General features: G+C 30.4%; 17 protein-coding genes. 11 read left to right on the top strand and 6 right to left on the bottom strand.

What is annotated here, in order from left to right; translation table 11 throughout:
* Nucleotides 1–24: 24 nt before the first annotated feature.
* Entirely contained in the window at nucleotides 25–1536 is a 1512-nt protein-coding gene (gene gltX, locus FS85_RS0107355; RefSeq protein WP_010135499.1) for a glutamate--tRNA ligase, read from the bottom strand.
* 173 nt (nucleotides 1537–1709) lie between these two features.
* On the opposite strand from gltX, the gene ybeY reads away from it, so the two are divergent.
* The 5 genes from ybeY (at nucleotide 1710) to FS85_RS0107330 (ending at nucleotide 7110) form a co-directional block, all read left to right on the top strand.
* Nucleotides 1710–2120 (top strand): rRNA maturation RNase YbeY, encoded by a 411-nt coding sequence (gene ybeY / locus FS85_RS0107350; protein ID WP_010135498.1) that lies wholly within the window; start codon nucleotides 1710–1712, stop codon nucleotides 2118–2120.
* 141 nt (nucleotides 2121–2261) lie between these two features.
* The gene (gene mnmG / locus FS85_RS0107345; RefSeq protein WP_010135497.1) at nucleotides 2262–4139 is read left to right on the top strand and encodes a tRNA uridine-5-carboxymethylaminomethyl(34) synthesis enzyme MnmG; all 1878 of its coding nucleotides are present in this window, start codon (nucleotides 2262–2264) and stop codon (nucleotides 4137–4139) included.
* A gap of 178 nt (nucleotides 4140–4317) precedes the next feature.
* A complete protein-coding gene (locus FS85_RS0107340; protein WP_010135496.1) occupies nucleotides 4318–5430 on the top strand; it encodes a tryptophan 7-halogenase in 1113 nt (370 codons plus the stop codon).
* Nucleotides 5431–5476: 46 nt separating this feature from the next.
* Nucleotides 5477–6103 carry a SanA/YdcF family protein gene (locus FS85_RS0107335; RefSeq protein WP_010135494.1) on the top strand — a complete coding sequence of 209 codons (627 nt, stop codon included), beginning with the start codon at nucleotides 5477–5479 and terminating at the stop codon, nucleotides 6101–6103.
* A complete protein-coding gene (locus FS85_RS0107330; RefSeq protein WP_010135492.1) occupies nucleotides 6103–7110 on the top strand; it encodes a class I SAM-dependent methyltransferase in 1008 nt (335 codons plus the stop codon). The genes FS85_RS0107335 and FS85_RS0107330 overlap by 1 nt, the downstream gene beginning before the upstream one ends.
* A 731-nt stretch (nucleotides 7111–7841) precedes the next feature.
* On the opposite strand, the gene FS85_RS0107320 is transcribed toward FS85_RS0107330, so the two are convergent.
* Nucleotides 7842–8972 carry a DNA polymerase III subunit gene (locus FS85_RS0107320; RefSeq protein WP_010135490.1) on the bottom strand — a complete coding sequence of 377 codons (1131 nt, stop codon included), beginning with the start codon at nucleotides 8970–8972 and terminating at the stop codon, nucleotides 7842–7844.
* Between the two features lie 91 nt (nucleotides 8973–9063).
* Between FS85_RS0107320 and FS85_RS0107315 the strand changes: the two genes are divergently transcribed.
* From FS85_RS0107315 to FS85_RS0107300, 3 genes are all read left to right on the top strand, one after another.
* Nucleotides 9064–9747, top strand: coding sequence for a TonB-dependent receptor (locus tag FS85_RS0107315; protein ID WP_010135489.1), 684 nt, complete (start codon nucleotides 9064–9066; stop codon nucleotides 9745–9747).
* A 59-nt stretch (nucleotides 9748–9806) separates the two neighbouring features.
* Nucleotides 9807–10655 (top strand): T9SS type A sorting domain-containing protein, encoded by an 849-nt coding sequence (locus FS85_RS0107310; RefSeq protein ID WP_010135488.1) that lies wholly within the window; start codon nucleotides 9807–9809, stop codon nucleotides 10653–10655.
* Between the two features lie 189 nt (nucleotides 10656–10844).
* On the top strand, nucleotides 10845–12029 hold the full coding sequence (locus tag FS85_RS0107300) for a phosphoglycerate kinase (RefSeq protein ID WP_010135487.1): 1185 nt from the start codon (nucleotides 10845–10847) through the stop codon (nucleotides 12027–12029).
* 64 nt (nucleotides 12030–12093) lie between these two features.
* Here FS85_RS0107300 and FS85_RS16110 read toward each other — a convergent pair whose 3' ends face one another.
* From FS85_RS16110 to FS85_RS0107280, 4 genes are all read right to left on the bottom strand, one after another.
* Complete coding sequence (locus tag FS85_RS16110) at nucleotides 12094–12873, bottom strand: energy transducer TonB (protein ID WP_010135486.1); 780 nt, start codon at nucleotides 12871–12873, stop codon at nucleotides 12094–12096.
* A gap of 103 nt (nucleotides 12874–12976) precedes the next feature.
* A complete protein-coding gene (gene pgi / locus FS85_RS0107290; protein WP_010135485.1) occupies nucleotides 12977–14527 on the bottom strand; it encodes a glucose-6-phosphate isomerase in 1551 nt (516 codons plus the stop codon).
* Nucleotides 14528–14530: 3 nt separating this feature from the next.
* The gene (locus FS85_RS0107285) at nucleotides 14531–15574 is read right to left on the bottom strand and encodes a peptidoglycan DD-metalloendopeptidase family protein (protein WP_139062176.1); all 1044 of its coding nucleotides are present in this window, start codon (nucleotides 15572–15574) and stop codon (nucleotides 14531–14533) included.
* Nucleotides 15575–15813: 239 nt separating this feature from the next.
* Nucleotides 15814–16581: a DUF3108 domain-containing protein gene (locus FS85_RS0107280; RefSeq protein ID WP_010135483.1), complete on the bottom strand. Its 768-nt coding sequence runs from the start codon at nucleotides 16579–16581 to the stop codon at nucleotides 15814–15816.
* A 106-nt stretch (nucleotides 16582–16687) separates the two neighbouring features.
* Between FS85_RS0107280 and FS85_RS0107275 the strand changes: the two genes are divergently transcribed.
* The 3 genes from FS85_RS0107275 to FS85_RS0107265 all read left to right on the top strand — a co-directional run bounded on the left by FS85_RS0107275 (nucleotide 16688) and on the right by FS85_RS0107265 (nucleotide 22140).
* On the top strand, nucleotides 16688–17929 hold the full coding sequence (locus tag FS85_RS0107275) for a 3-deoxy-D-manno-octulosonic acid transferase (protein ID WP_010135482.1): 1242 nt from the start codon (nucleotides 16688–16690) through the stop codon (nucleotides 17927–17929).
* A 2-nt stretch (nucleotides 17930–17931) separates the two neighbouring features.
* On the top strand, nucleotides 17932–18333 hold the full coding sequence (locus FS85_RS0107270) for a hypothetical protein (protein WP_010135479.1): 402 nt from the start codon (nucleotides 17932–17934) through the stop codon (nucleotides 18331–18333).
* A gap of 84 nt (nucleotides 18334–18417) precedes the next feature.
* A complete protein-coding gene (locus tag FS85_RS0107265; protein WP_010135478.1) occupies nucleotides 18418–22140 on the top strand; it encodes a two-component regulator propeller domain-containing protein in 3723 nt (1240 codons plus the stop codon).
* Nucleotides 22141–22268 lie beyond the last annotated feature (128 nt).

Raw genomic sequence — 22268 nt, 5'->3', positions numbered from 1 at the left:
TTTTTACAATTTTTTTGCTGTGTTTTAACTCAGCGTTTGTATTGCATTTTCAATTCTTTTCAAAGTATTTTCTTTACCAATCATTTCAATAATATCAAATAGGTGAGGACCTTTCATTTCTCCTACAATTGCCAATCTTAATGGAGGCATTACTTTACCAAATCCTAATTCATTCTCTTTTAAAAAGCTTTTAATGTTAGTTTCTATTTCCAAGCTTTTAAAAGTTTCTGTTTCTTTAATTATTTCTAATACTTGAAGCATTATTTCATTAGTATCTTCTTTCCATTGTTTTTTTGATGCTTTAGGATCGTAATTCGATGGGGCTTCAAAAAAGTAGTTTGATAAATCCCATAAATCTTTTGTAAAAACAGCTCTTTCTTTTACTAATGAAACTACCTTGATAATATATTCTTTATCAAATTTGTTTAGTTTCTCTTTATTTTCATTGATATAGTATTCGGCTATTTCTTCATCACTTTTTAACTGCATATATTGTTGATTGAACCAATTTGTTTTTTCAGGACTAAATTTAGCTCCTGACTTTGATACCTTTTCAATACTAAATTCATGAATCAATTCTTCTAAAGAAAATAGTTCTTTTTCCGTACCTGGATTCCATCCTAAAAAAGCCAACATGTTTACAAATGCTTCATTAAAATAACCTTCTTCTTTATATCCTTTTGTAATTTCTTTAGTTTTATCATTAGTGTAGTTTAATGGAAAAACAGGAAACCCAAGCTTGTCTCCATCACGTTTACTTAACTTACCTTTACCTACTGGTTTTAATATCAATGGTAGGTGTGCAAATTTTGGTTGAATCCATCCAAAAGCTTCATATAGTAGGGAGTGTAGTGGAAGTGATGGCAACCATTCTTCTCCACGTATTACATGTGTAATTTTCATTAAATGATCATCCACTATGTTAGCCAAATGATAAGTAGGCATCCCATCAGATTTAAATAAAATTTTATCATCTAAGGTATTCGTATCAATTACAATTTCACCACGAATCATATCATCCAAAATCAGTTTTTGATCAACAGGAGTTTTAAATCTAATTACATATTTATCTCCAGATTTCAATTTAGCCTTCACTTCATCATCACTCAGTTTGATGGAATTATTCAACGTTCCACGTGAAACACTATTATAGATAAAAACTGTTTTATTTTCTTCGGCTTCTTTTCTTAAAGCATCCAATTCTTCTGATGTATCAAAAGCATAATACGCTTGACCACTTGCTACTAAAGCATCTGCATATTTTTTATAAATATCTTTTCTTTCAGATTGTCTATAAGGACCAAATTTTTCATTTTTTCCTGGTCCTTCATCAAAAGAAATTCCACACCAATCTAAAGAGTCTACAATGTATTTTTCTGCATTAGATACATATCTTGTTTGGTCTGTATCTTCAATTCTTAATACAAATGTTCCTTTATTTTTTTTGGCAAATAAATAATTAAACAATGCTGTTCTAACTCCTCCCATATGTAAAGGTCCAGTGGGACTTGGTGCAAATCTTACACGTACGCTCATAATTAGTTAAATGATTTAATAATTAAAATTGAATCTTTTAATATCTGAATTATTGAATTTCCAATTCTGTTGCAAATATAATTTATCCTTTATTTTTTTAGTTAAAATAGCTCATTTTATTGTGTTTCAAGGTATGATCCTTTTTAGTACCTTTGCCAAACTAAATTTTTGAGATGATTGTTTTTAATTACGAAACTGATTTTGAATTAGTTAATGAAGAAAAATACACACAATGGATATCTAAAACTATAACAGCTGAGAACTGTGAAGAAGGGGATATTAATTATATTTTTTGTGACGACAAATACTTACATAAATTAAATGTAGAATTTTTAAATCACGATACTTTAACTGATATTATTAGCTTTGATTATACTATGGGAAAGTTAATTTCTGGTGATGTATTTATTTCTGTAGAACGTGTAAAAGAAAACGCTAAAGATCTTAAACAAGCTTTCGATGATGAATTATCAAGAGTAATTATTCATGGCATTTTACATTATTGCGGTTATAAAGATAAAAGCAATAATGAGGCTAAAATAATGAGAGCTAAAGAAGATTTTTATTTAAAAATATTAGAATAATTAAGAATGTTCCACGTGGAACTATAAACGAAGTTTTAAGGTCAAGAATGTTGTTCTGTTTGTTTTAATGATTTGTAATTATTTACAAGCTAAAACACTTTTTACATTATTGCGCTTATAACTTGATAAACTTATACAAAAATGAGCTTATTTACAGAAACATATGATGTAATTGTTGTTGGTGGTGGTCATGCAGGTTCAGAGGCAGCAGCTGCAGCAGCAAATATGGGAGCTAAAACTTTATTGGTAACCATGAGTTTGCAAAATATTGCACAAATGAGTTGTAACCCTGCTATGGGAGGTATTGCAAAAGGACAAATAGTTAGAGAAATTGATGCCTTAGGTGGTTATAGTGGTATAGTAACTGATAAGACAGCTATTCAGTTTAAGATGTTAAACAAATCAAAAGGACCAGCAATGTGGAGTCCACGTGCACAATCTGATCGTATGCGTTTTGCAGAAGAATGGAGAATCATGTTGGAACAAACCCAAAACTTAGATTTTTACCAAGATATGATCAAAGGATTGATAATAGAAGACGGTAAAATTAAAGGAGTTAAAACAGGTTTAGGTTTTGAAATTAAAGCAAATTCAGTAATTATTACTGCTGGTACTTTTTTAAACGGTTTAATTCATATAGGAGAAAAATCTTTTGGTGGAGGACGTTCTGGTGAAAGTGCTTCTACAGGAATTACTGAAGATTTGGTTAAAGTTGGTTTTGAAGCAGGAAGAATGAAAACAGGAACACCTCCAAGAGTAGATGCTCGTTCTTTAGATTTTTCTAAAATGATAGAACAACCCGGAGATGAAAATCCTGAAAAGTTCTCTTATTTAAAAACAACCAAACCACTAACAGAACAACGCTCTTGTTACATGAGTTACACCTCTCAAGAAGTGCATGATTTGTTGCGTTCAGGTTTTGATCGTTCTCCAATGTTTAATGGTAGAATTCAATCTACAGGTCCAAGATATTGTCCTTCTATTGAAGATAAAATTGATCGTTTTGCTACTAAAGATAGACATCAAATTTTTGTAGAACCTGAAGGATGGAATACGGTTGAGATTTATGTAAATGGCTTTTCTACATCATTGCCCGAAGATATTCAGGACAAAGCTTTACGAAAAGTTGCAGGTTTCGAGAATGTAAAATTTTTAAGATATGGTTATGCTATAGAATATGATTATTTTCCACCAACACAATTAACACATACTTTAGAAACTAAATTAGTAGAAAATTTATTTTTTGCTGGTCAAATAAACGGTACTACTGGATATGAAGAAGCAGCTTCTCAAGGATTAATGGCTGGTATCAATGCTGCTTTAAAAGTACAATCTAAACCCCCTTTTATTCTAAAAAGAGATGAAGCTTATATTGGTGTTTTAATAGACGATTTAATTACAAAAGGAACAGAAGAGCCTTACAGAATGTTTACTTCTAGAGCAGAATATAGGACTTTATTACGTCAAGACAATGCAGATATACGTTTAACACCTATTGCCAATGCTATTGGTTTGGCATCTGATGAACGATTAGAACGTGTAAAAGAAAAGGTGAAAAAATCAGATTTGTTAGTTCAATTTTTAGAAGAAACCAGTATTAAACCAAATGATGTAAATCCTATTTTAGAAGCTAAAGGTTCTGCTTTGATAACACAATCTATGAAAATGTATAAAATAGCTTCTCGTCCTCAGATAGATTTTAATGATGTTTTAATGTTTCCTGGTGTAGCAGATTTTATAAAAGAACATGAAATTGATAATGAAATTTTAGAACAAGCAGAGGTAAAAGTTAAATATGCAGGGTATATAGAAAAAGAAAAAAATAATGCTGATAAGTTACAACGCTTAGAAAATATATCTATTCCAAAAAACTTCGATTATTACAAAGTAAAATCACTTTCTATAGAAGCACAGCAAAAATTAACCAAGATTCAGCCAGTAACCATATCACAAGCTAGCAGAATTAGTGGAGTATCTCCGTCGGATGTTTCAGTGCTATTGGTCTATATGGGAAGATAATTAACTTTTATATAGCTAGTAATACTATTAAATAATTGTAGAAAACACAACTTGTTCCACGTGGAACAAGTTGTGTTTAAGAAAAAAAAAGAGATTGTAAATACAGTCTCTTTTTTTTGGTTTAAGATGAAAACTATTCTTAATTTTTACTCTATATTGCCTGTAAATTTTAATAAAAATGGAGGAAAAATACAACGTTATTATTGTAGGTGCAGGAACTGCAGGGTTGATGTTGGCAAGAGAATTAGGAAAATTCAGAGTAAAGACTTTGGTGCTCGATAGAAAGAAAGATTTGCTTAATTTTTCTTTCAATACCTTAGGAAGTTTTATCAATTTAGATCAGTTTGGATTGACTAGAAATGTAGTAGCACAAGATATTGATACGATATGTTTTCACTCAAAACGGGTTAAGAGTAAATTAAAAACCAATTTATTTGTGTTAGATAAAAAAAAAGTTCATGAAGAATTAATTGAAAGTATCGATACTAATTATGTAACTTTTTTAACCCATACAAATATTACTAACCTTAAGAAAAATGAAACAGGAAAAGTAATTGCCATTACTGATAAAAAAGGAAAAGAATTTTATGCAGATATTTTTGTTGATGCTTCTGGAACTGCAGGTGTTTTGAGCAAAAAAGTTGGTTTAATAAATAAGAAAACAGAACTAGCTACAGGAGTAGAGTATAATGTAAAATACAAAGGAAAAGTAACAGAATTACATCTTTTAATGGGTAAAGATTATCAAGGTGGTTACGGTTGGATTTTTCCTTTAAAAGACAAAAGAGCAATTATAGGTTTCGGAACTTTTGATGAAAAAATTGTGAAAGATTTAAAAAGTAGATTACATCAAATATTAGAACTTTCCTCAATAAAAAAAATAGTAACTAAAGATAATGATATAATAGAAGGAGGCAGTATTCCTATTACTCCTGTACTAGATAAATTTATTCATTACAATTTAGTATGTGTTGGCGATAGTGTTTCGCAAGTAAATCCGATTGTAGGAGAGGGGTATAAATTTATTTTTGAAGCAGCAATTATGGCAAGTAAAGCAATTCATAAAACGATAGCAAATAAAAATTTAAAACATTTGCATGATTACGAAACAGAATGGAAAAAAAGATTCCTATTAAACTATCAACGATCTAAAAGAACACAAACCAAATTTTTTAAATATTCTCAAAACAATATATTGATGGATTATATCTTATTTATTTCTAAATTCTTTATACCAAAAAAAAGAGCTGTAAATTCTTTGTCTGGAGAATATGGTCTAGAAAGTAAATAAAATTGCTCTAATTGCGTTTTATAAGCACACCGTTATTTATATGTAAATGAAAAAGAAATTAGCAATAATAGCTTTGTTGTTTTTTGTGTTAGTAATTATAATTCCTTTTTATATTATTGAATTTAAAACAGAAAATAAGGTTTATAATGATGTAATATCTATTCCTAAAAATAAAGTAGGAATGGTTTTAGGAACTTCTAAAAAACAAAAAAATGGTACTATTAATTTGTATTTTAAATACAGAATACAAGCAGTTTTAGAGCTTTATAAACACGGTAAAATAGATTTTATTTTGGTAAGTGGAGACAATGCTACAAAATATTACAACGAACCTATAGACTTTAAAAATGAGCTTATCAAAAAAGGAATTCCATCAAAAAAAATAATTTTAGATTATGCCGGATTTAGAACTTTAGATTCAGTTATTAGAGCACAAAAAGTTTTTGGACAAAATTCATTTACCATTATTTCCCAAGAATTTCATAATAAGAGAGCTGTATATATTGCTTCTTTAAACGGAATACAAACTGTAGGATTTAATGCAAAAGATGTCAGCAAAAAATACGGCTTTAAAGTATATTTGCGAGAGTATTTGGCAAGAACCAAAGTTTTTGTAGATCTATTATTTAATATACAACCTAAATTTTTAGGACCTAAAATTCAGATAAAATAATGGCTTTAGAATCGTATTTAAAAACAAAAGACTTTGCTGTTTCGAAAGAAACATTTGAATTGATTTTGGATGATAGGATTGATTTATTAATTACCAATCCTAGGCCTAAAAAAGGAGATTTAGAAAAATATTATCAAAGCGAAGCATATATTTCTCATACAGATCGAAAAAAAAATGTTACTGAATATATTTACAGTTGGGTAAAAAAATATACGTTAAATAAAAAGTTACAATTGCTCAATTCATTTCCAGTAGAAAACAAAACATTGCTAGATATAGGTTGTGGAACGGGTGATTTTTTAGCTATTTGCCAACAAAATGGATGGAAGGTTACAGGGATAGAACCAAGTTTAAAAGCCAGAAAAAAAGCAGAAGATAAATTAAATAAAAACACATATTTATATTCTGATATCCATGCTTTTTTTGAAGATGAATACGCAAGTAAAGAAAATAATTTAGACTATAAAAAAAGTTACAAACACACCAAACTCTATCATCATACCGAACATGAAACTAAAAATGTAGAAAAAGAAGTTTTAAAGTTTGATGCAACTTATAAAGAAGAAAATGTAAATCCTTATCAGTTTGATGTTATTACTCTTTGGCACGTTTTAGAGCATGTGCACGATTTGGATAAATATATTTACAGACTAAAACAACTGTTAAAACCTGATGGAGTTTTGATAATTGCCGTTCCAAACTATAAAAGTTACGATGCGGAACATTATAAAGAATTTTGGGCTGCTTTTGATGTACCTAGACATTTATGGCATTTTTCACAAACAGCTATACATAGATTATTTTCTACAGAATTGTTAAAAGTAGTAAAAACATTGCCAATGAAATTTGATGCGTTTTACGTATCGTTATTAAGTGAAGAATATAAAACAGGCAAAAAGAATTTTTTTAAAGCTTTTATCAATGGAATCAAATCAAACAAGGCTGCCAAAAGAACAGGAGAGTATTCCTCTCTAATCTATTTGCTTAAAAACATGAAAAACGAATAATTAACCCTTTATTGCTTTTAAAATAATAATAATATACAATTGGGTTGTTAAAATCTAAAAGTCTCTTAAATCGAATTTAAAAGGCTATTTTTTTAAAGACGTTTTCAATAGAATAATAATTTACTATAAATTATTATTATGATTGTTTTTATGACAAGGAATTTATATACTCTCCAAAAATTACTATCAAAAAGTAAATTCCCAAATTTGCTGCTCCTTGATAATCTCCTGCCATTCTCTGACCAAAAAGTAAAACTATTATAGCCACAGCATTGTATTCGTAAATACACTTTAAGGGTAAAAAATTTTGTTGTAAAAAAACTTGAAAAATACCAATACTCAAAAAAATAAAAACAGAAGAGTTGATTAAAACTAATAACCACCAAAATAAGCTTGACCACTTTTTTTGTTTGAGATGATTTTCTAAAAATATGGTGTATCCTTTTTTATCTTTTAATTTTTCATATAAAGAGTAACCAAAAGAAATTAATAAAAATAAAAGGATGTATGTATTCATGTCAATTCAAAAAAAATCCCCGTAATAATTTGGGTGGGTTATTACAGGGAAAACTTGTTTTTACTATGAAAAAAAACAAAAGTTGTATAAATGCTTTTAAAAGCTAATAATAAGTAGATTTGCTAAAATTAAATTAATAGGTACAAAATTAGTTATTTTTTACTCTAGAGCCTAAAAAAAACTGATTTTACACAAAAAACAGTAAAAAAGTATTTTATTGCTCTTTTTTGTGTAGCAATCTTGTCAGTTTTATAGAAGTGTCTAGTAAAATTAATTTGGCATTACCATTACGTTCTATATGATAATTTGCATCGTTAAGTTCTTGTGTTATTTCGGTAATATTAGCACCATGTATAAAAGGGGCAAATTTATCTAACGCAAATCCTTTAGTTCTAGGTTCAAAAAACACCAAGTCTTTTGCACCATAATTTAAAAGCATGGCTTGTCTAAAAAATTGCAAACAAAAATCTAAAAATTGTTTTTGTTTTTCTCTTCCAAAACTAGCAATGGTATCGGACCATGATATTAAATCTTGAATAACGCTTGCATTTCCTTTGGCTTTAAAAGCAGCACGAACCCAGATAATAAAAAGTTGTTCAAACTCTAAATCATTCCCTTCTTGCTTTATTAATTGCAAGGCTTTTCTATAATTACCCTCAGATTGATGAGCAATTTTTAATGCTTCGGCAGGATAAGAATTCTCTTTTTCTATTAATGTATCAGCTATGTTTTGTTCACTTAACAAAGGAAAATCTAGTAGTTGACATCTAGACAAAATAGTATTAATCAACAGTTCTTTTTGTTCTACTACTAGTAGGAAAATTGTTTTTTTTGGAGGTTCTTCTATTAGTTTTAACAATTTGTTGCTGGCAGCTACATTCATTTTTTCTGCCATCCAAATAATCATAATTTTATAGCCCCCTTCAAAAGATTTTAGCTTTAATTTTTTTACAATTTCTTCGGCTTCATCAACTCCAATTTGTCCTTGTTTGTTTTCTATACCAATATATTGATACCAATCAAATAAGCTTCCGTAAGGTTTTTTGGTAATAAAATTTCTCCATTCTTCGTAAAAAAGAGTACTGACAGGATGTTTTTTAATTTTATCATTAACTGCTGTAGGAAAAGCAAAATGGAGATCAGGGTGTTGAAAGTTTTTAACTCTTAAACTACACTTCTCGTCTACATTACATAAAATGTACGATGCATAAGCTATAGCAGTAGCCAAAGTACCTACACCTTCTTTTCCAACAAACAGTTGAGCGTGAGCAATTCTACCCGAATCAACAGTTTTTTTAAGATGATTGATAAGATGTTCCTGACCAATAATATTGTTAAAAAGCATGCTCAAAGATAAGTTTTTTTACATTGCTAAGAGACAAATCTAACCGCTTTCAGAATGCAATATTTTTTGTATTTTTAATAAAATTAAAGTCATGAAATTCAAATACTTAATTATTTTACAGCTTTTTTTTAGTGCCGTATTATTTGGTCAAACTAAAACAATAAAAGGAACGGTAGTTACTTTTAAAGAATATCCACTAAACCAAGTAAAAATAAAATCTGGAAAAACTAAAAATGTAGTATTTACGGATAGTCTAGGTCGGTTTCAAATTCGTATAAAAGATAAAGATGAGTTACATTTTTATGCGGATGGTTTTTTTAAAGAAAAAAGAACTGTAGAACTTCCTTTAGAAAAGGATTTAACTGTAAACATGTATTATGATGAGAATAGCAAAAGATCTTTTACCAAAGCTACCAAATCTTTGCATGTTGCAAAAAAAATATTAAAACATGCACTAGAATACAAAAGAGCACAAAATAATTTTTTAGAAACGTTGCCTTCTATTTACGATATTATACAATACAAATATCCAGGAGCAAAATTGATGGATTTGGATGGAACGACTCAAGTTTTATTAAACGCAAGAGGTGAGAACTCTATTTTTGCAGATATCCATGCTTTGTTGGTTATAGATGGTATTGTAGTAAACGATATTTCTGGAGTAATGCCAATGGAAGTTAAAAATGTTAGAGTGCTATTGGGAAATCAAGCAGGACATTGGGGGATGAGAGGAGGAAACGGAGTAATAGAAATTGATTTAAAATACGGTCCATAGTATATTCCAAATAAATCATATATTGCGGGATTATTATAAATCGTTAACAAATATTAAAAATGAAAAAAATTATCTTATGCTTACTTTCAGTTTTCTCATTAACTGCAAATGCTCAATTAGCATTTCAAGGTTTTGAATCTTCGGCTTCGGATACTTGGAATTATTCATCAAATATTCCTGCTTATAATCTTAATTCCGATACTGATTTATGGACTACATTTTCTACTCCTATTGGTTCACTAGGAGGACCTTTTGAAGGAAGTAATTACTGGGTAGGTAGAGACTTAGATAATCCATATTCAGAAAGCCAAACAGGCGATACAACCCCAGATCATTACTTAACTTTTGATACCGTTAATATTCAAGGAAATGCAGTAACACTTTCATTTATGTGTGAATTTGAAGGATATGATTCAAGTGATTTTTTCTTTTATGAATTATCATATAACAATGGTTCTGACTGGACATCTCCAGATGTACACGTAGATATTGTACCTAACCCAAGTGGTTCTAACCTTTCTTCAGTAGGAAATACATGGCAAGAATTCACTTACAATATACCATCTGGTCATAATTATGTAAGACTAAGGTTTGGAGCTTATCAAAATGGAGCATCTGATTATTTAGCTCTTGATAACGTTAGCCTTAATGGAGCTTCGTTAAGTTCTAATAAAAATGAATTAAAATTTACATACAGTCCTAATCCAGTCAAAACACATTTAAATATAAATAGTCAAGAATTCATTAAAAAAATAATTGTTTATAATAGTATAGGAAAAGAATTAATAAGAAGACAAGAAAATTCATTAAATAGTATAGTTAATTTAGAAAATCTACCTGCAGGAATTTATTACATGAAAGTGATTTCGATTAACAACTTTAAAACAGTAAAATTTATAAAAGAGTAAATTAATTTAATAAAAAAACTGCTTCTAAAAAGGCAGTTTTTTTATTAAAAAAGTAACAAAGCTATTTTTTAGACTTTTAAAACTACTTTTATTGATGTACAAAAAACGTTTTAGTAGCTTTTTTTTTTCAGTGATAAGTTTATGGGTAATTAAATTATATTTGTTAATAAATTTTAACATTAATAAGAAATGAAAACCATTAAAGATTTTAATTTCAAGGATAAAAAAGCCTTAGTAAGGGTTGATTTTAACGTACCATTGGATGCAGATTTTAACGTAACCGATACAACAAGATTAAAGGCAGCCAAGCCTACTATTATTAAAATACTAGAAGATGGTGGTTCTGCTGTTTTAATGTCTCATTTAGGACGTCCTAAAGGAGTAGAAGATAAATTTTCTTTAAGACACATTGTTAAAACAACTTCAGAAATTTTAGGAGTAGAAGTTAAATTTGCAGGAGCAACTGTTGGTGCAGATGCAGAAGCTGCTGTTGCTGCTTTAGAACCAGGACAAGTTTTATTATTAGAAAACGTACGTTTCTTTGCAGAAGAAACCAAAGGAGACGAAGAATTTGCAGCTCAGTTAGCTAAATTAGGAGATGTATATGTAAACGATGCCTTTGGTACAGCTCACCGTGCACACGCTTCTACTACAATTGTAGCAAAGCATTTTGAAGACAAATTTGCTGGATTTGTAATTGAGGCTGAATTAGTGAATGCCGACAGAGTATTAAAAGGAGGAGACAAGCCTGTAACTGCTATCATGGGAGGTGCTAAAGTTTCTGATAAAATTTTAATCATAGAAAAATTATTAGATGTTGCTGATACCATTATCATTGGTGGTGGAATGTCTTATACCTTTGCCAAAGCAGAAGGAGGAACTATAGGTAACTCTTTATGTCAGGATGATTTACTAGATTATGTTTTAGAATTAGAACAAAAAGCAAAAGATAAAGGTGTAGAATTAGTATTCCCAATTGATAACTTATTAGGAGATGATTTCTCTAACGATGCAAATACGCAAGTAGTATTAAGAGGACAAATTCCTGATGGATGGGAAGGATTTGATATTGGACCTCAAACTATTGAGAAGTTCTCTAAGATTATTACAGAATCTAAGACCGTGATATGGAATGGACCAATGGGGGTTTCTGAAATTCCATTATACGCAACAGGAACTATTGAAGTAGCTAAGGCTGTAAAAGCTGCTACAGAAAATGGAGCTTTCTCTTTAATTGGAGGTGGAGATTCTGCAGCAGCAATCAACAACTTAGGTTTTGGAGATGATGTTTCTTATGTATCTACAGGAGGTGGTGCCTTGTTAGAATATATGGAAGGGAAAACATTACCAGGTATTGCAGCTTTAGAAGCATAACAAGTATCTTGTTAAAATATTAAAAATCCATCTTGGTTAAACTAAGATGGATTTTTTTTGAAAATTATTCTAATCTAAATCGAATAGGTAAAGAATACATCATATTTACTGCTTTTCCATTTTGTTTAGCAGGTTGCATTTTGGGTAATTTCTTTAAAATACTTTTAATTTCTTTAGCCAATTCAGGATGTGTTTTAGATGTTTTTACGTCAGGTTTTATTTGTCCATTTGTGTCTATAACAAACACACAACCAATATTTTGAACACCTTGTAAGTTTAAATCGTTTGCAATTTCAGTATCAAAGTTTTTGTTAAAAAATTTAGAAACTCCTTTGCTAAAACATTGCATGGACTTTTTTTTATCATCTTTGTACTTTTCACATCCAGGAAAAACAGGAACATTTTGAACTGCTACATAGTGAATGGTTTCTTCAACCAATGCTTCTTCTTCTTTATCATAAATAATAGAACTTTGATCAATTTTACTCGTGTTTTCATTACTAGGGGTAAGGGGAGTTTCTTGAATTAAGTTTTCATTTTCTGTTTTGTTAAAGTTGTTTGCATCTGGCTTTGCAACAGGTTCTTTTATCAAGTCTATTTTGGGTTCGGATAAAGTTTCTTGTACTTTAGGTGCTTGTATTTTTGGTTTTGGCAAATGAACATAAGTTATAGTTTCTTGTTCGTCATACATTGTGGGTTTGTAAACATCTGGGTGTTTAATGGCTGCATAACTTTTGTGTTCTAGAACAACATAGCTAATAAATAAGGTTAGAACAAGCCCTAATAAGGTAAAAACACCGCTATAATGTTCTAAATTTGCTTTTGGATTTTTCTTGATTTTCATGATGTAAAATGTATTTGGTTAACATTTGTTTACTATCAAGATAAGTGCCAAAAAAAGCCTAATATTTGATTATTAGGCCTTTATAAAATAGGGAAATCTTTTTTTATTTTAAAAGCTTTTTAGCCATTTCTTTTCCTAGCTCTACACCAAATTGATCAAAACTAAAAATGTTCCAGATAATTCCTTGTACAAAAATCTTATGTTCATACATGGCTATGATTTTTCCTAGGCTATTAGGACTTAATTTTGTAGCTGTAATACAGTTACTAGGTCTGTTACCTGTAAAGACTTTAAAAGGCAATTCTATAGCATCTGCAGCTACACCGCTTTCTAATACTTCTTCTTTAGTTTTACCAAAACACAAAGCATCTTGTTGTCCGTAAAAATTTGCCATCAGCTTTTTGTGATGATCTTCTTTTCCATATAATGATTCTTCAAAACCAATAAAGTCACACGGAATTAATTTAGTTCCTTGATGTACCAATTGCATAAATGCATGTTGCATGTTGGTTCCTGCAGCTCCCCAAATAATGGTTCCTGTTTGGTAATCTACTTCGTTTCCATCTCTATCTATAGACTTACCATTACTTTCCATAAATGCTTGTTGTAGGTATGCAGGTAAGGTGTTTAGGTATTGAGTGTATGGTAAAATTGCTTCACTTTCTGCTCCGTAGAAGTTGTTATACCAAATGCTCAACAAAGCTAAAACGACAGGTATGTTCTTATCAAAATCAGCCGTTTTAAAATGCTCGTCCATTTGATAAGCTCCGTTTAGCAAATCAGCATAGTTTTCATATCCAACAGACAAAGCAATAGACAACCCAACAGCAGACCATAAAGAGAAACGTCCACCTACCCAACTCCACATTGGAAATACGTTTTCAGAGTCGATACCAAAGTTAGCCACCGCTTCTAGATTGGTAGAAACAGCCACAAAATGCTTGGCAACATCTGCTTCAGAAGCAGTTTCTAAGAACCATTCTTTAATAGTGGTTGCATTTCCAATAGTTTCTTGTGTAGTAAATGTTTTTGATACAATTACAAACAACGTAGTTTCTGGATCTAATTTTTTAATTACTTCAGAAACATGATCTCCATCAATATTAGAAACAAAATGTGTGGTTAAATTATTCTTGTAATATTCCAAGCCTTTAACAACCATATCAGGTCCTAAGTCAGAACCTCCAATACCAATATTTACAATTGTGGTAATTTCTTTACCCGTGTAACCTTTCCAGTTTCCAGAAATTACTTTTTCGGTAAAATTTTTAATTTTTTTATTGGTTTCTTTTATTTCTAGCATTACATCTTCACCATCTACTACTACAGCATTTCCACTATTGTTTCTTAGGGCAGTATGCAATACAGCTCTTCCTTCGGTAGCATTAATTGTGGCTCCTCCAAAATACTTATCAATGGCATCTGCTAGCTCAGTTTCTTTAGCTAGATCTACTAACAAACCTAGGGTTTCATTGTTGATTCTGTTTTTTGCAAAATTCAATTTAAAATCGTCCAGAGCAATGCTAAATTTGTGGTTTCGCTCTGCATCCGTAGCAAACAATTCTTTTAACTCTAAATTTTTTGTTGCTTCAAAATGCTCAGCTAATTTTTTCCAAGCATTTGTTTTTGTAGGGTTGATGTTTTTTAAAGACATATGTTAATTTTTGGTTTGATATGGAATAGCATCCAATTCTTGTTTTAATGGTTGGATATCGACTAAATATTGTTCTTGAATTTTTTTTGGCAAAGGTTCGGCTTCGGGTAATTTTTCTTTTAAAGGATCTACTTGCCTTCCATTTTTCCAAAAGCGATAACAAACATGAGGTCCTGATGTATTTCCTGTCATACCTACCCAACCTATTATATCTCCTTGTTTTACATAGTCTCCTACTTTTACTTTTCTTTTTTTCATATGTAGGTATTGTGTGGTATAGGTAGCGTTGTGTCTAATTTTTACGTAATTCCCGTTACCGCCTCTGTATTTAGATTCTATTACCTGTCCGTTGGCAGTACTCATAATTGGACTTCCTATGGGAGCTGCAAAATCGGTTCCTAAATGAGGTTTAACTCTACCATAAAAGGCAATTTTTCTTCGTAAATTATAGCGAGAAGAAATACGACTAAATTTTAAAGGAGCTTTTAAAAATGCTCTTCTTAAATTGTTGGCTTTATCATCAAAATATTCCTCTATACCAGTAATGCTATCGGGTACGTATTTAAAAGCATAAAAGGGAGTTCCAGAATGTTCAAACAAAGCCGATCGAATTCTACCAATTCCTGCGGGAATACTGTCTTCTATAAATTTTTGTTCGTAGACAATTTTAAAACGATCGTTTTTTTGCAATCTAAAGAAGTCTATAGTCCATGCATAAATTTCTGATAAATCATTAGCTACAATAGGACTAACATGCATATCGTCTAAGGTTTGAGAGAGTGAACTTTCTATAATTCCGGAAGCCTTTTGCAATTTTACAGTTACTTCTTTTTCTACTTTTTTGGTAAAAATAGAGTCTTTAAAATCTACAATTGCATAGTGAATTAAGTCTTGCTGATAAATAAATACTTTGGCTTGTTCTGTAGAATCTTTACTTTTTAGAATGGTATAGTTTTTACCTGCTCTTAATCTTCTTAAGTCAAATTCAGGTTTTATTTTGTTAACTATTTCGTAAACTTTTCCTGGTCCTACATGATATTTATCCATAATAGTTCCAAAGGTTTCCCCTCGTTTAATTTTACTTTTTACAACCTTATAATCATCCAAAATGTACCCAAATAACTTTTTTGGTGGGGCTGGTTTTTCAATTTTTTTTGGAATACTAACTTTTTTTTCTTGAGGGGCATTACAAGATAAAATAACAGAAAAGAGTAGTATGTAAATAAAAATGTGTCTCAAAATTGCTAACCTTTAATTTTAATTAGCGTACAAAAGTACAATTTATTTTATGGATTTTTATGAAATGTAGTAGGATGTGCCAAGTTCTTATAATCATGAATGTCAGCTTTTAAAGAACCCACAGCCAATTCAGCTTTTACTCTTACCGGAATACGATTGGCATCGTTGGTAACCCAAAGCGTTAAGCTTTCTTTGGCTTTAAAAACTCTTCCAGATTTTACCATAGGTCTAAACACAAGACAGTTAACATTTCCAAATTTGGTTTCCAATTTTTCTTCTCCTAGTTTGATGAGCTTAAAAGGGAATTTTTTATGATCAAAAAACATATCAATTTCTACATAATCGTTTACTGCCAATTTTTCAGGAACGTTGTTTCTTAAGTAATAAAATGCAGAAATCATGTCTTGTACATTTTTGGCAGCTACAGATTTTTGTTTTTTGTGTTTGTGGTCTAAGGTTAGAACACTATCATGATTAAAAATAAGTTCTACATTTTTTGTGTATCCTCCTTCTTTAAGCTTTCTTATAGCTCTTACAGGTAATCCTGTTTTGGTATTGATAAAAGATTGATAGTTGTCTTTTACAGGAAAAACCCAACGTAACATGCCTACTGTCCAACCTTTTCCGTTTACGTGTTCTATTGTTTTGTTGTTAATTAGGGTATCGTTTACTTCTATGGTTGCGTATCCTGCATTTACCAATCCGTAGTGAATTCTGTACGTAATTTTTTCTCCATCTTTGTAGGCTTTTTTTATTTGAGCATTGGTAAAAAAGAAGACAAAAAATAATAGAAAAAAAGCAGTGGTGTTTTTCATAGTGTTGTTATTTTGTTTCACTTTTGGTAAAAATCAAAACTTGTTCCAAAGTAAAAAATAAAAGAGGATATAAAGTTAATAAACGACTATTTTTTAGTTTTGTTGCATGCAAATAATCTATACACTTTTTACTCATTTAGCGACTTTTTTGTTGCGTTTGGTGGCTCTGTTTCAACCAAAAATAAAATTGTTTGTTCAAGGAAGAAGACAGAGTTTTTCTAAAATAGCTAAAGAAATAGATGCAAATAAATCAGTCGTTTGGATTCATGCAGCATCTTTAGGAGAATTTGAACAAGGTAGACCCATTATTGAAGCTTTAAAAAAAACACATCCTGAACATCAAATTTTAGTTACATTTTTTTCGCCTTCTGGTTACCAGGTTAGAAAAGATTATCCCTTGGCTAGCTGTGTTTGTTATTTGCCTATGGATACGATGGGCAATGCAAAAAAGTGGGTAACAACACTAAAACCAAAGGTTGCTATTTTTATTAAGTACGAATTTTGGCCCAATTACCTGTTAGAACTTAAAGAACAGCAAATTCCTACATTGCTAATTTCAGGAATCTTTAGAGAAAATCAACAATTTTTTAAACCGTATGGATTTTGGATGAATAAAGCTTTAAAGGCTTTTACTCATTTTTTTGTACAAGATGCCTTGTCAAAAAAACTATTAACTTATATTGGTTTTAACAATGTTACTATTGCAGGAGATACTCGTTTTGACAGAGTTCAGAAACTAATAGAAAGCAACGAAAAATTAGATTTTATACAAGCATTTGTTCAGGATGCATACGTGTTGGTAGCAGGTAGCACTTGGCCAGAAGACGAGGAACAATTGCTTGCATACATCAATCATCAGGCTAAGGAAAACGAAAAATTTATCATTGCACCGCATAATATCAAAAAAGAAGACATTCAGAATCTACAAAAAAACTGTCAAAAAAAAGTTGTCTTATTTTCTGAAAAAGAGGGGAAAAATCTTTCTGAATACGATGTTTTTGTTGTTGATACTTTTGGAATTTTATCCAAAATATATGCTTATGCTCATGTGGCTTATGTAGGAGGAGGTTATACCAAAAGCGGAGTGCACAATACTTTAGAGGCAGCAACTTATGGATTGCCTATTGTTATTGGTCCTAACTTTAAAAAGTTTAAAGAAGTACAAGATTTAGTAGCTTTAAAGGGATGTATTAGTGTTACCAACGTTAAAGATTTAATTTCTGAGTTAAACGAGTTAAGGGATAATGATTTTATAAGAGAAAACAAATCTACCATTACCAAAAACTATGTAACTCAGAATTTAGGAGCTACATCTACCATTTTAAAAGAAATTTATAAACTATTATAGCTATGTTAAAACAACAAATTATTGCCTTTATTTTTGCTATTTGTTCTGTCTTATTTTTAACAGATTTTAATGTGTTTGGTACACTGTACATGGTTCCTAATTGTATTTGGCTGGTACATTTGTATTTTTTCTTTATTGGTAGCATTATTTATTTTCAAAAAGTATTTAGACCTATTTCGGTGGTTTTATTGCGTATTTTTATGATGTTAAGCCATTTTATTGCCATTGGTTTGATATTGTACTTGGGTTTTTATATCTGGAAAATCAACAACGGAAATATTTTTACAGAAACTCCTCAAGAGTTTCAAATCAACCTAAAAAATATTTGGTTTTGGGTGGTATATCAATCCTACCTTTTGTTATTCTTCTTTTCAGCGTTTAAACAGTTGGTAACTATAAAGTAAAGTTACAGTACCATAAACTTAATAGCATTCTTTAGAAAAAATGAGTCCGTATAAATAAACTTGCAGGTTACTAAAAAGTGTAACATGCGGTTTGAAATTCGGATTCTTTTTTTTTTAATTTTTCACACGGTTTTTGGTCAAAAAATAAAATTCAAAAGCTATACTACTCACAACGGACTTTCTAACAACTCTGTTGTAGATATAGAGAATGGCAAGGATGGTGGTTTGTGGATTGCTACTTGGGATGGACTAAATTATTTTGATGGTCAAAAAATTACTACTTACAAACATCAACTTAACGACACAACTTCTATAGCAGGAAATCAAATTTTTTATTTAAAAAAAGATGCCTGTCAGCATATATGGATTTTAACCAACGAAGGAAAAGTATCTAGATATGTAGGAAATCACAAGTTTGAGAACTATGATTTTAAAAAACCGATAAGCAGTCTAAAAATATCTGTGGATGGCAATGCAATGGTCTACACAGAAGGAGGATGGCATGAGTTTATAAACAATGGATTTCTACGTAAAAACAACTCACAACTTTCACAAGAAACCTATCCAATGTTTAGAGATAGAATTCTAAAAAAATATCCAGATTTAATTATTAACGATGTGCTAAAAGATCCGCAAGGTAATGTTTGGATTGCGACACGTAAAAATGGAATTTATAGAATACCCAATAGTTTAGAAAACTTAAATAATGGAGCTATAGAACATTATGTGTCAGATTTATACGCCCCTTATAGTTTTAATAGCAATGAGGTTGTTAAATTACATTTAGATGTTTTTGGAAACATTTGGTTGGCACAAAAAGATGGTGGATTAAGTATGGCTTATCAAGGTTCAGAGTCCATTTCATCGGTTATTCATCATCCAGTAAAATACCCACATTTGCCTAACGAAACAATTAGGGCAGTTACCAAAGATTTTAATGGAGAAATTTGGTTGGGTTATTATACGCAAGGTTTGTATTATTTTGATTATAACACTAATTGCTATTTACAATACAAATTTTACGAAAGAACTTTAAATCCAGATTGGGATCGGGTAAGAAGCTTGTTTACCTCCTCTGACGGTAGTGTTTGGGTAGGAACTTATGCTGGGTTGCTAAGAATTTACAAGGATTCTTATCAAATTTATCAAGCAAAAGACGATGCAAATTTACCCAACAATCGTAATTATTATGTTTATGAAGATAAGCAGCAATTTTTGTGGATTGCTTGTTGGGGTGGTGTGGCAAAATTCAATTTAAAAACCAATAAATTTGAAGCATTTAAAGGACAAAAATCACTAGAAAAATACCATATAAGAAATGTAAGAAAACACGAACAACAACTGTTGGTAGCTACGGAGTTAGATGGAGTGATTTTGCTAGATTTACAAACAGGAAAATCTAGAAATATTACCCTTAACGATGGTATTTTAGGAAACAGTATTTATTCGGTTTACAAAGACAAAATCACCCAAAATATTTGGATTGCTAGTTTAGGTGGATTGAGTATTTATCATCCCCAAAAAGGATTGATAAAAAACATTACAGAGCAAGATGGATTGCCAAGCCATATGGTGTACGGTTTGTTAGAAAACAACCAACAAATGTGGCTAAGTACTACTAAGGGAATTGCTACGGTTGATAAAAATACATTTAAAATTCATGTTTTAGACCCTAACGAAGGTTGGCAAGCACCAGAGTTTTCCGAAGGTTCTTATTATCAAGACGAAAAGGGAGTAATGTTTTTTGGTGGTGTAAACGGATTGAATTATTTCAGCCCAAATAACATTCAATTTAGAGAGGTGCATCCCAATCTTAGGGTGTTGGTTAATAATAAAGAACATTATCCTAGTACAATTCATAAAAAGCATTCCGAAAATGAACTAAATGTTTCAGTAACTCCCATTGTTTTCCCTACCAACAGATTGGCCAATAAAAACTTTTTATATCAGTTAAAAGGATACGATAACAAATGGAAAACCATAGACATAAATAAGCCCGAAATTCAATATAAAAACATTCCCACAGGGGTATACACTTTTTATGTAAAAGATGCCGATTCTATACAAGAAGGTCAAAAGTTTTTTAATATTGAAATTGAACAGGCTTTTTACGAATCTCCTCTTTTTTATGGATTGATGTGCTTATTGATGCTGATTATTTTTAGTATTCTAATTTACGTAAAAAATAAAAATGCATTATTACAGCAACAAAAGTTAGAAGAAAAAATAGCACAAAGAACCAAAGTTATACAGCAACAAAAACAAGATTTAATTCTGATAAACAAAACTTTAGACGATAAAAACAAAGAAATCTTTTTTCAAAAAGAAAAGCTGTTAGAATTGCACAACAATCTTAAGAATGAAGACTTTGAAATAGACAAATTTAAAACTTTTGTCTTGTCAGAGTTTCAAAATCCAATCAATAAAATTGTAAAAGTAGCACATCAAATTAAAGAGTCGGAGGCTCAAAAAAAATTACAAAAACAATCGTTAAAGTTGATCAATTTAATTTCGGAATGGAATTACCTAGATCATGTAAAAGACTTGCAGAAATACAAAACCAGTTCCATAGATTTGTCTCCTATTTTGATGAAAATAATCGAAAAATTAAAAGGAAAATTGCATCAAAACAACGTGCAGTTTTCGGTAACAGTAGATAAAGATTTTGGTTGGGTAGAAACCGATTTGATTCGTTTTAAGCTAATAATGCAATATTTGTTTAACGATATTTGTAAGTATGCAGACGAGCAAAGTAAACTATCTTTGCAAATTACACATCAAGAAAATCAGTTTCAACTTTCCTTAACCTCTTCTAGTTTGGTGTTGGTAAATAGCTGGGAAAGTATTTTTAAATTTAGTCCTTATCACAAGGCATTAAAAGTTTTGCTACAAGATGTTAATGGAACTTTTACGGTGCAAGAACCAACTAAAAACAGCATACAGTTGTCTGTTTGTATTCCAATGGAGTTGATGGTTCAAGAAAAAGTAACAGAAGTAATTGCTTGGAAACATCTAAATTTAAACGAAAAATTAGATTCTAATAAGCAAACTGTATTGATTTTTTGTGAAGCAGAAAGTTTAGAAATAGCACATCAATTATTAGAAAACAACCAATACAATTTACTTTTTGAAACCGCAGTACAAGATGTAAAATCGGCTTTACAGCAAATAGAGGTTCATATGTTGGTGTTTTATCAAGCCTATTTTACCAAAGAGTTCACTAGTTTTTTACAAGAACACAAAAAAGATAAAACTTTGCATCTGCCTAAGTTGTTTATTTCCGAAGAAATTAACTATACACTGCAAGAGCAATCGGTAGAGTACGGAATTGATGCTGTTATTCAGCTACCTGCAAGTGAATCTTTTATTTTTAAGAAAATTTCGTCTTTATTACAACCCAAGAAAAAAGAAGCTAAGAACAAATTACAAAAAGAAATTTTTCAGATTTTAACCAACGGTACAGAACTAGAGAACCCGAATGATAAAATGGTTAAAAACAGTTTAGAGATTATAAAAAAAGAACTCTCTAACCCTTTGTTTAATGTAGAGATGCTGATAGAGTTGTTGGGAATTTCTAGAGTAAAATGCTACCGATTGTTTAAAGAAGTTTTAAATCAATCACCGTCGGATGTTATTACTTCACTTAGATTTCAAAAAGCAGCATTTTTATTAGAAAATAAAAAGTTAAATGTTTCTGAGGTTAGTTTTGAATGTGGTTTTAACGATCCTAAATACTTTGCTAGGTCGTTTAAAAAGTATTTTGGAATGAGTCCCAAAGAATACAAAAAATCAATAACAACTTGTTAGTATAGGATTATGGCAATGTTATCCTAATGTTAGTGTAACCAAATTACCCCTTTTTTGTTCTTTTTTACCTCCCATTTTGAAACCAAAATACACTTTTACAAAACAATATTCCACCCCTTAAGCATTAC

The sequence above is a fragment of the Ochrovirga pacifica genome, from assembly GCF_000220525.1.
In the GTDB taxonomy this organism is placed as follows: domain Bacteria; phylum Bacteroidota; class Bacteroidia; order Flavobacteriales; family Flavobacteriaceae; genus Ochrovirga; species Ochrovirga pacifica.
The sequence above is the reverse complement of the archived record's forward strand: the minus strand, read 5'-3'. Positions and strand labels throughout refer to the sequence as shown.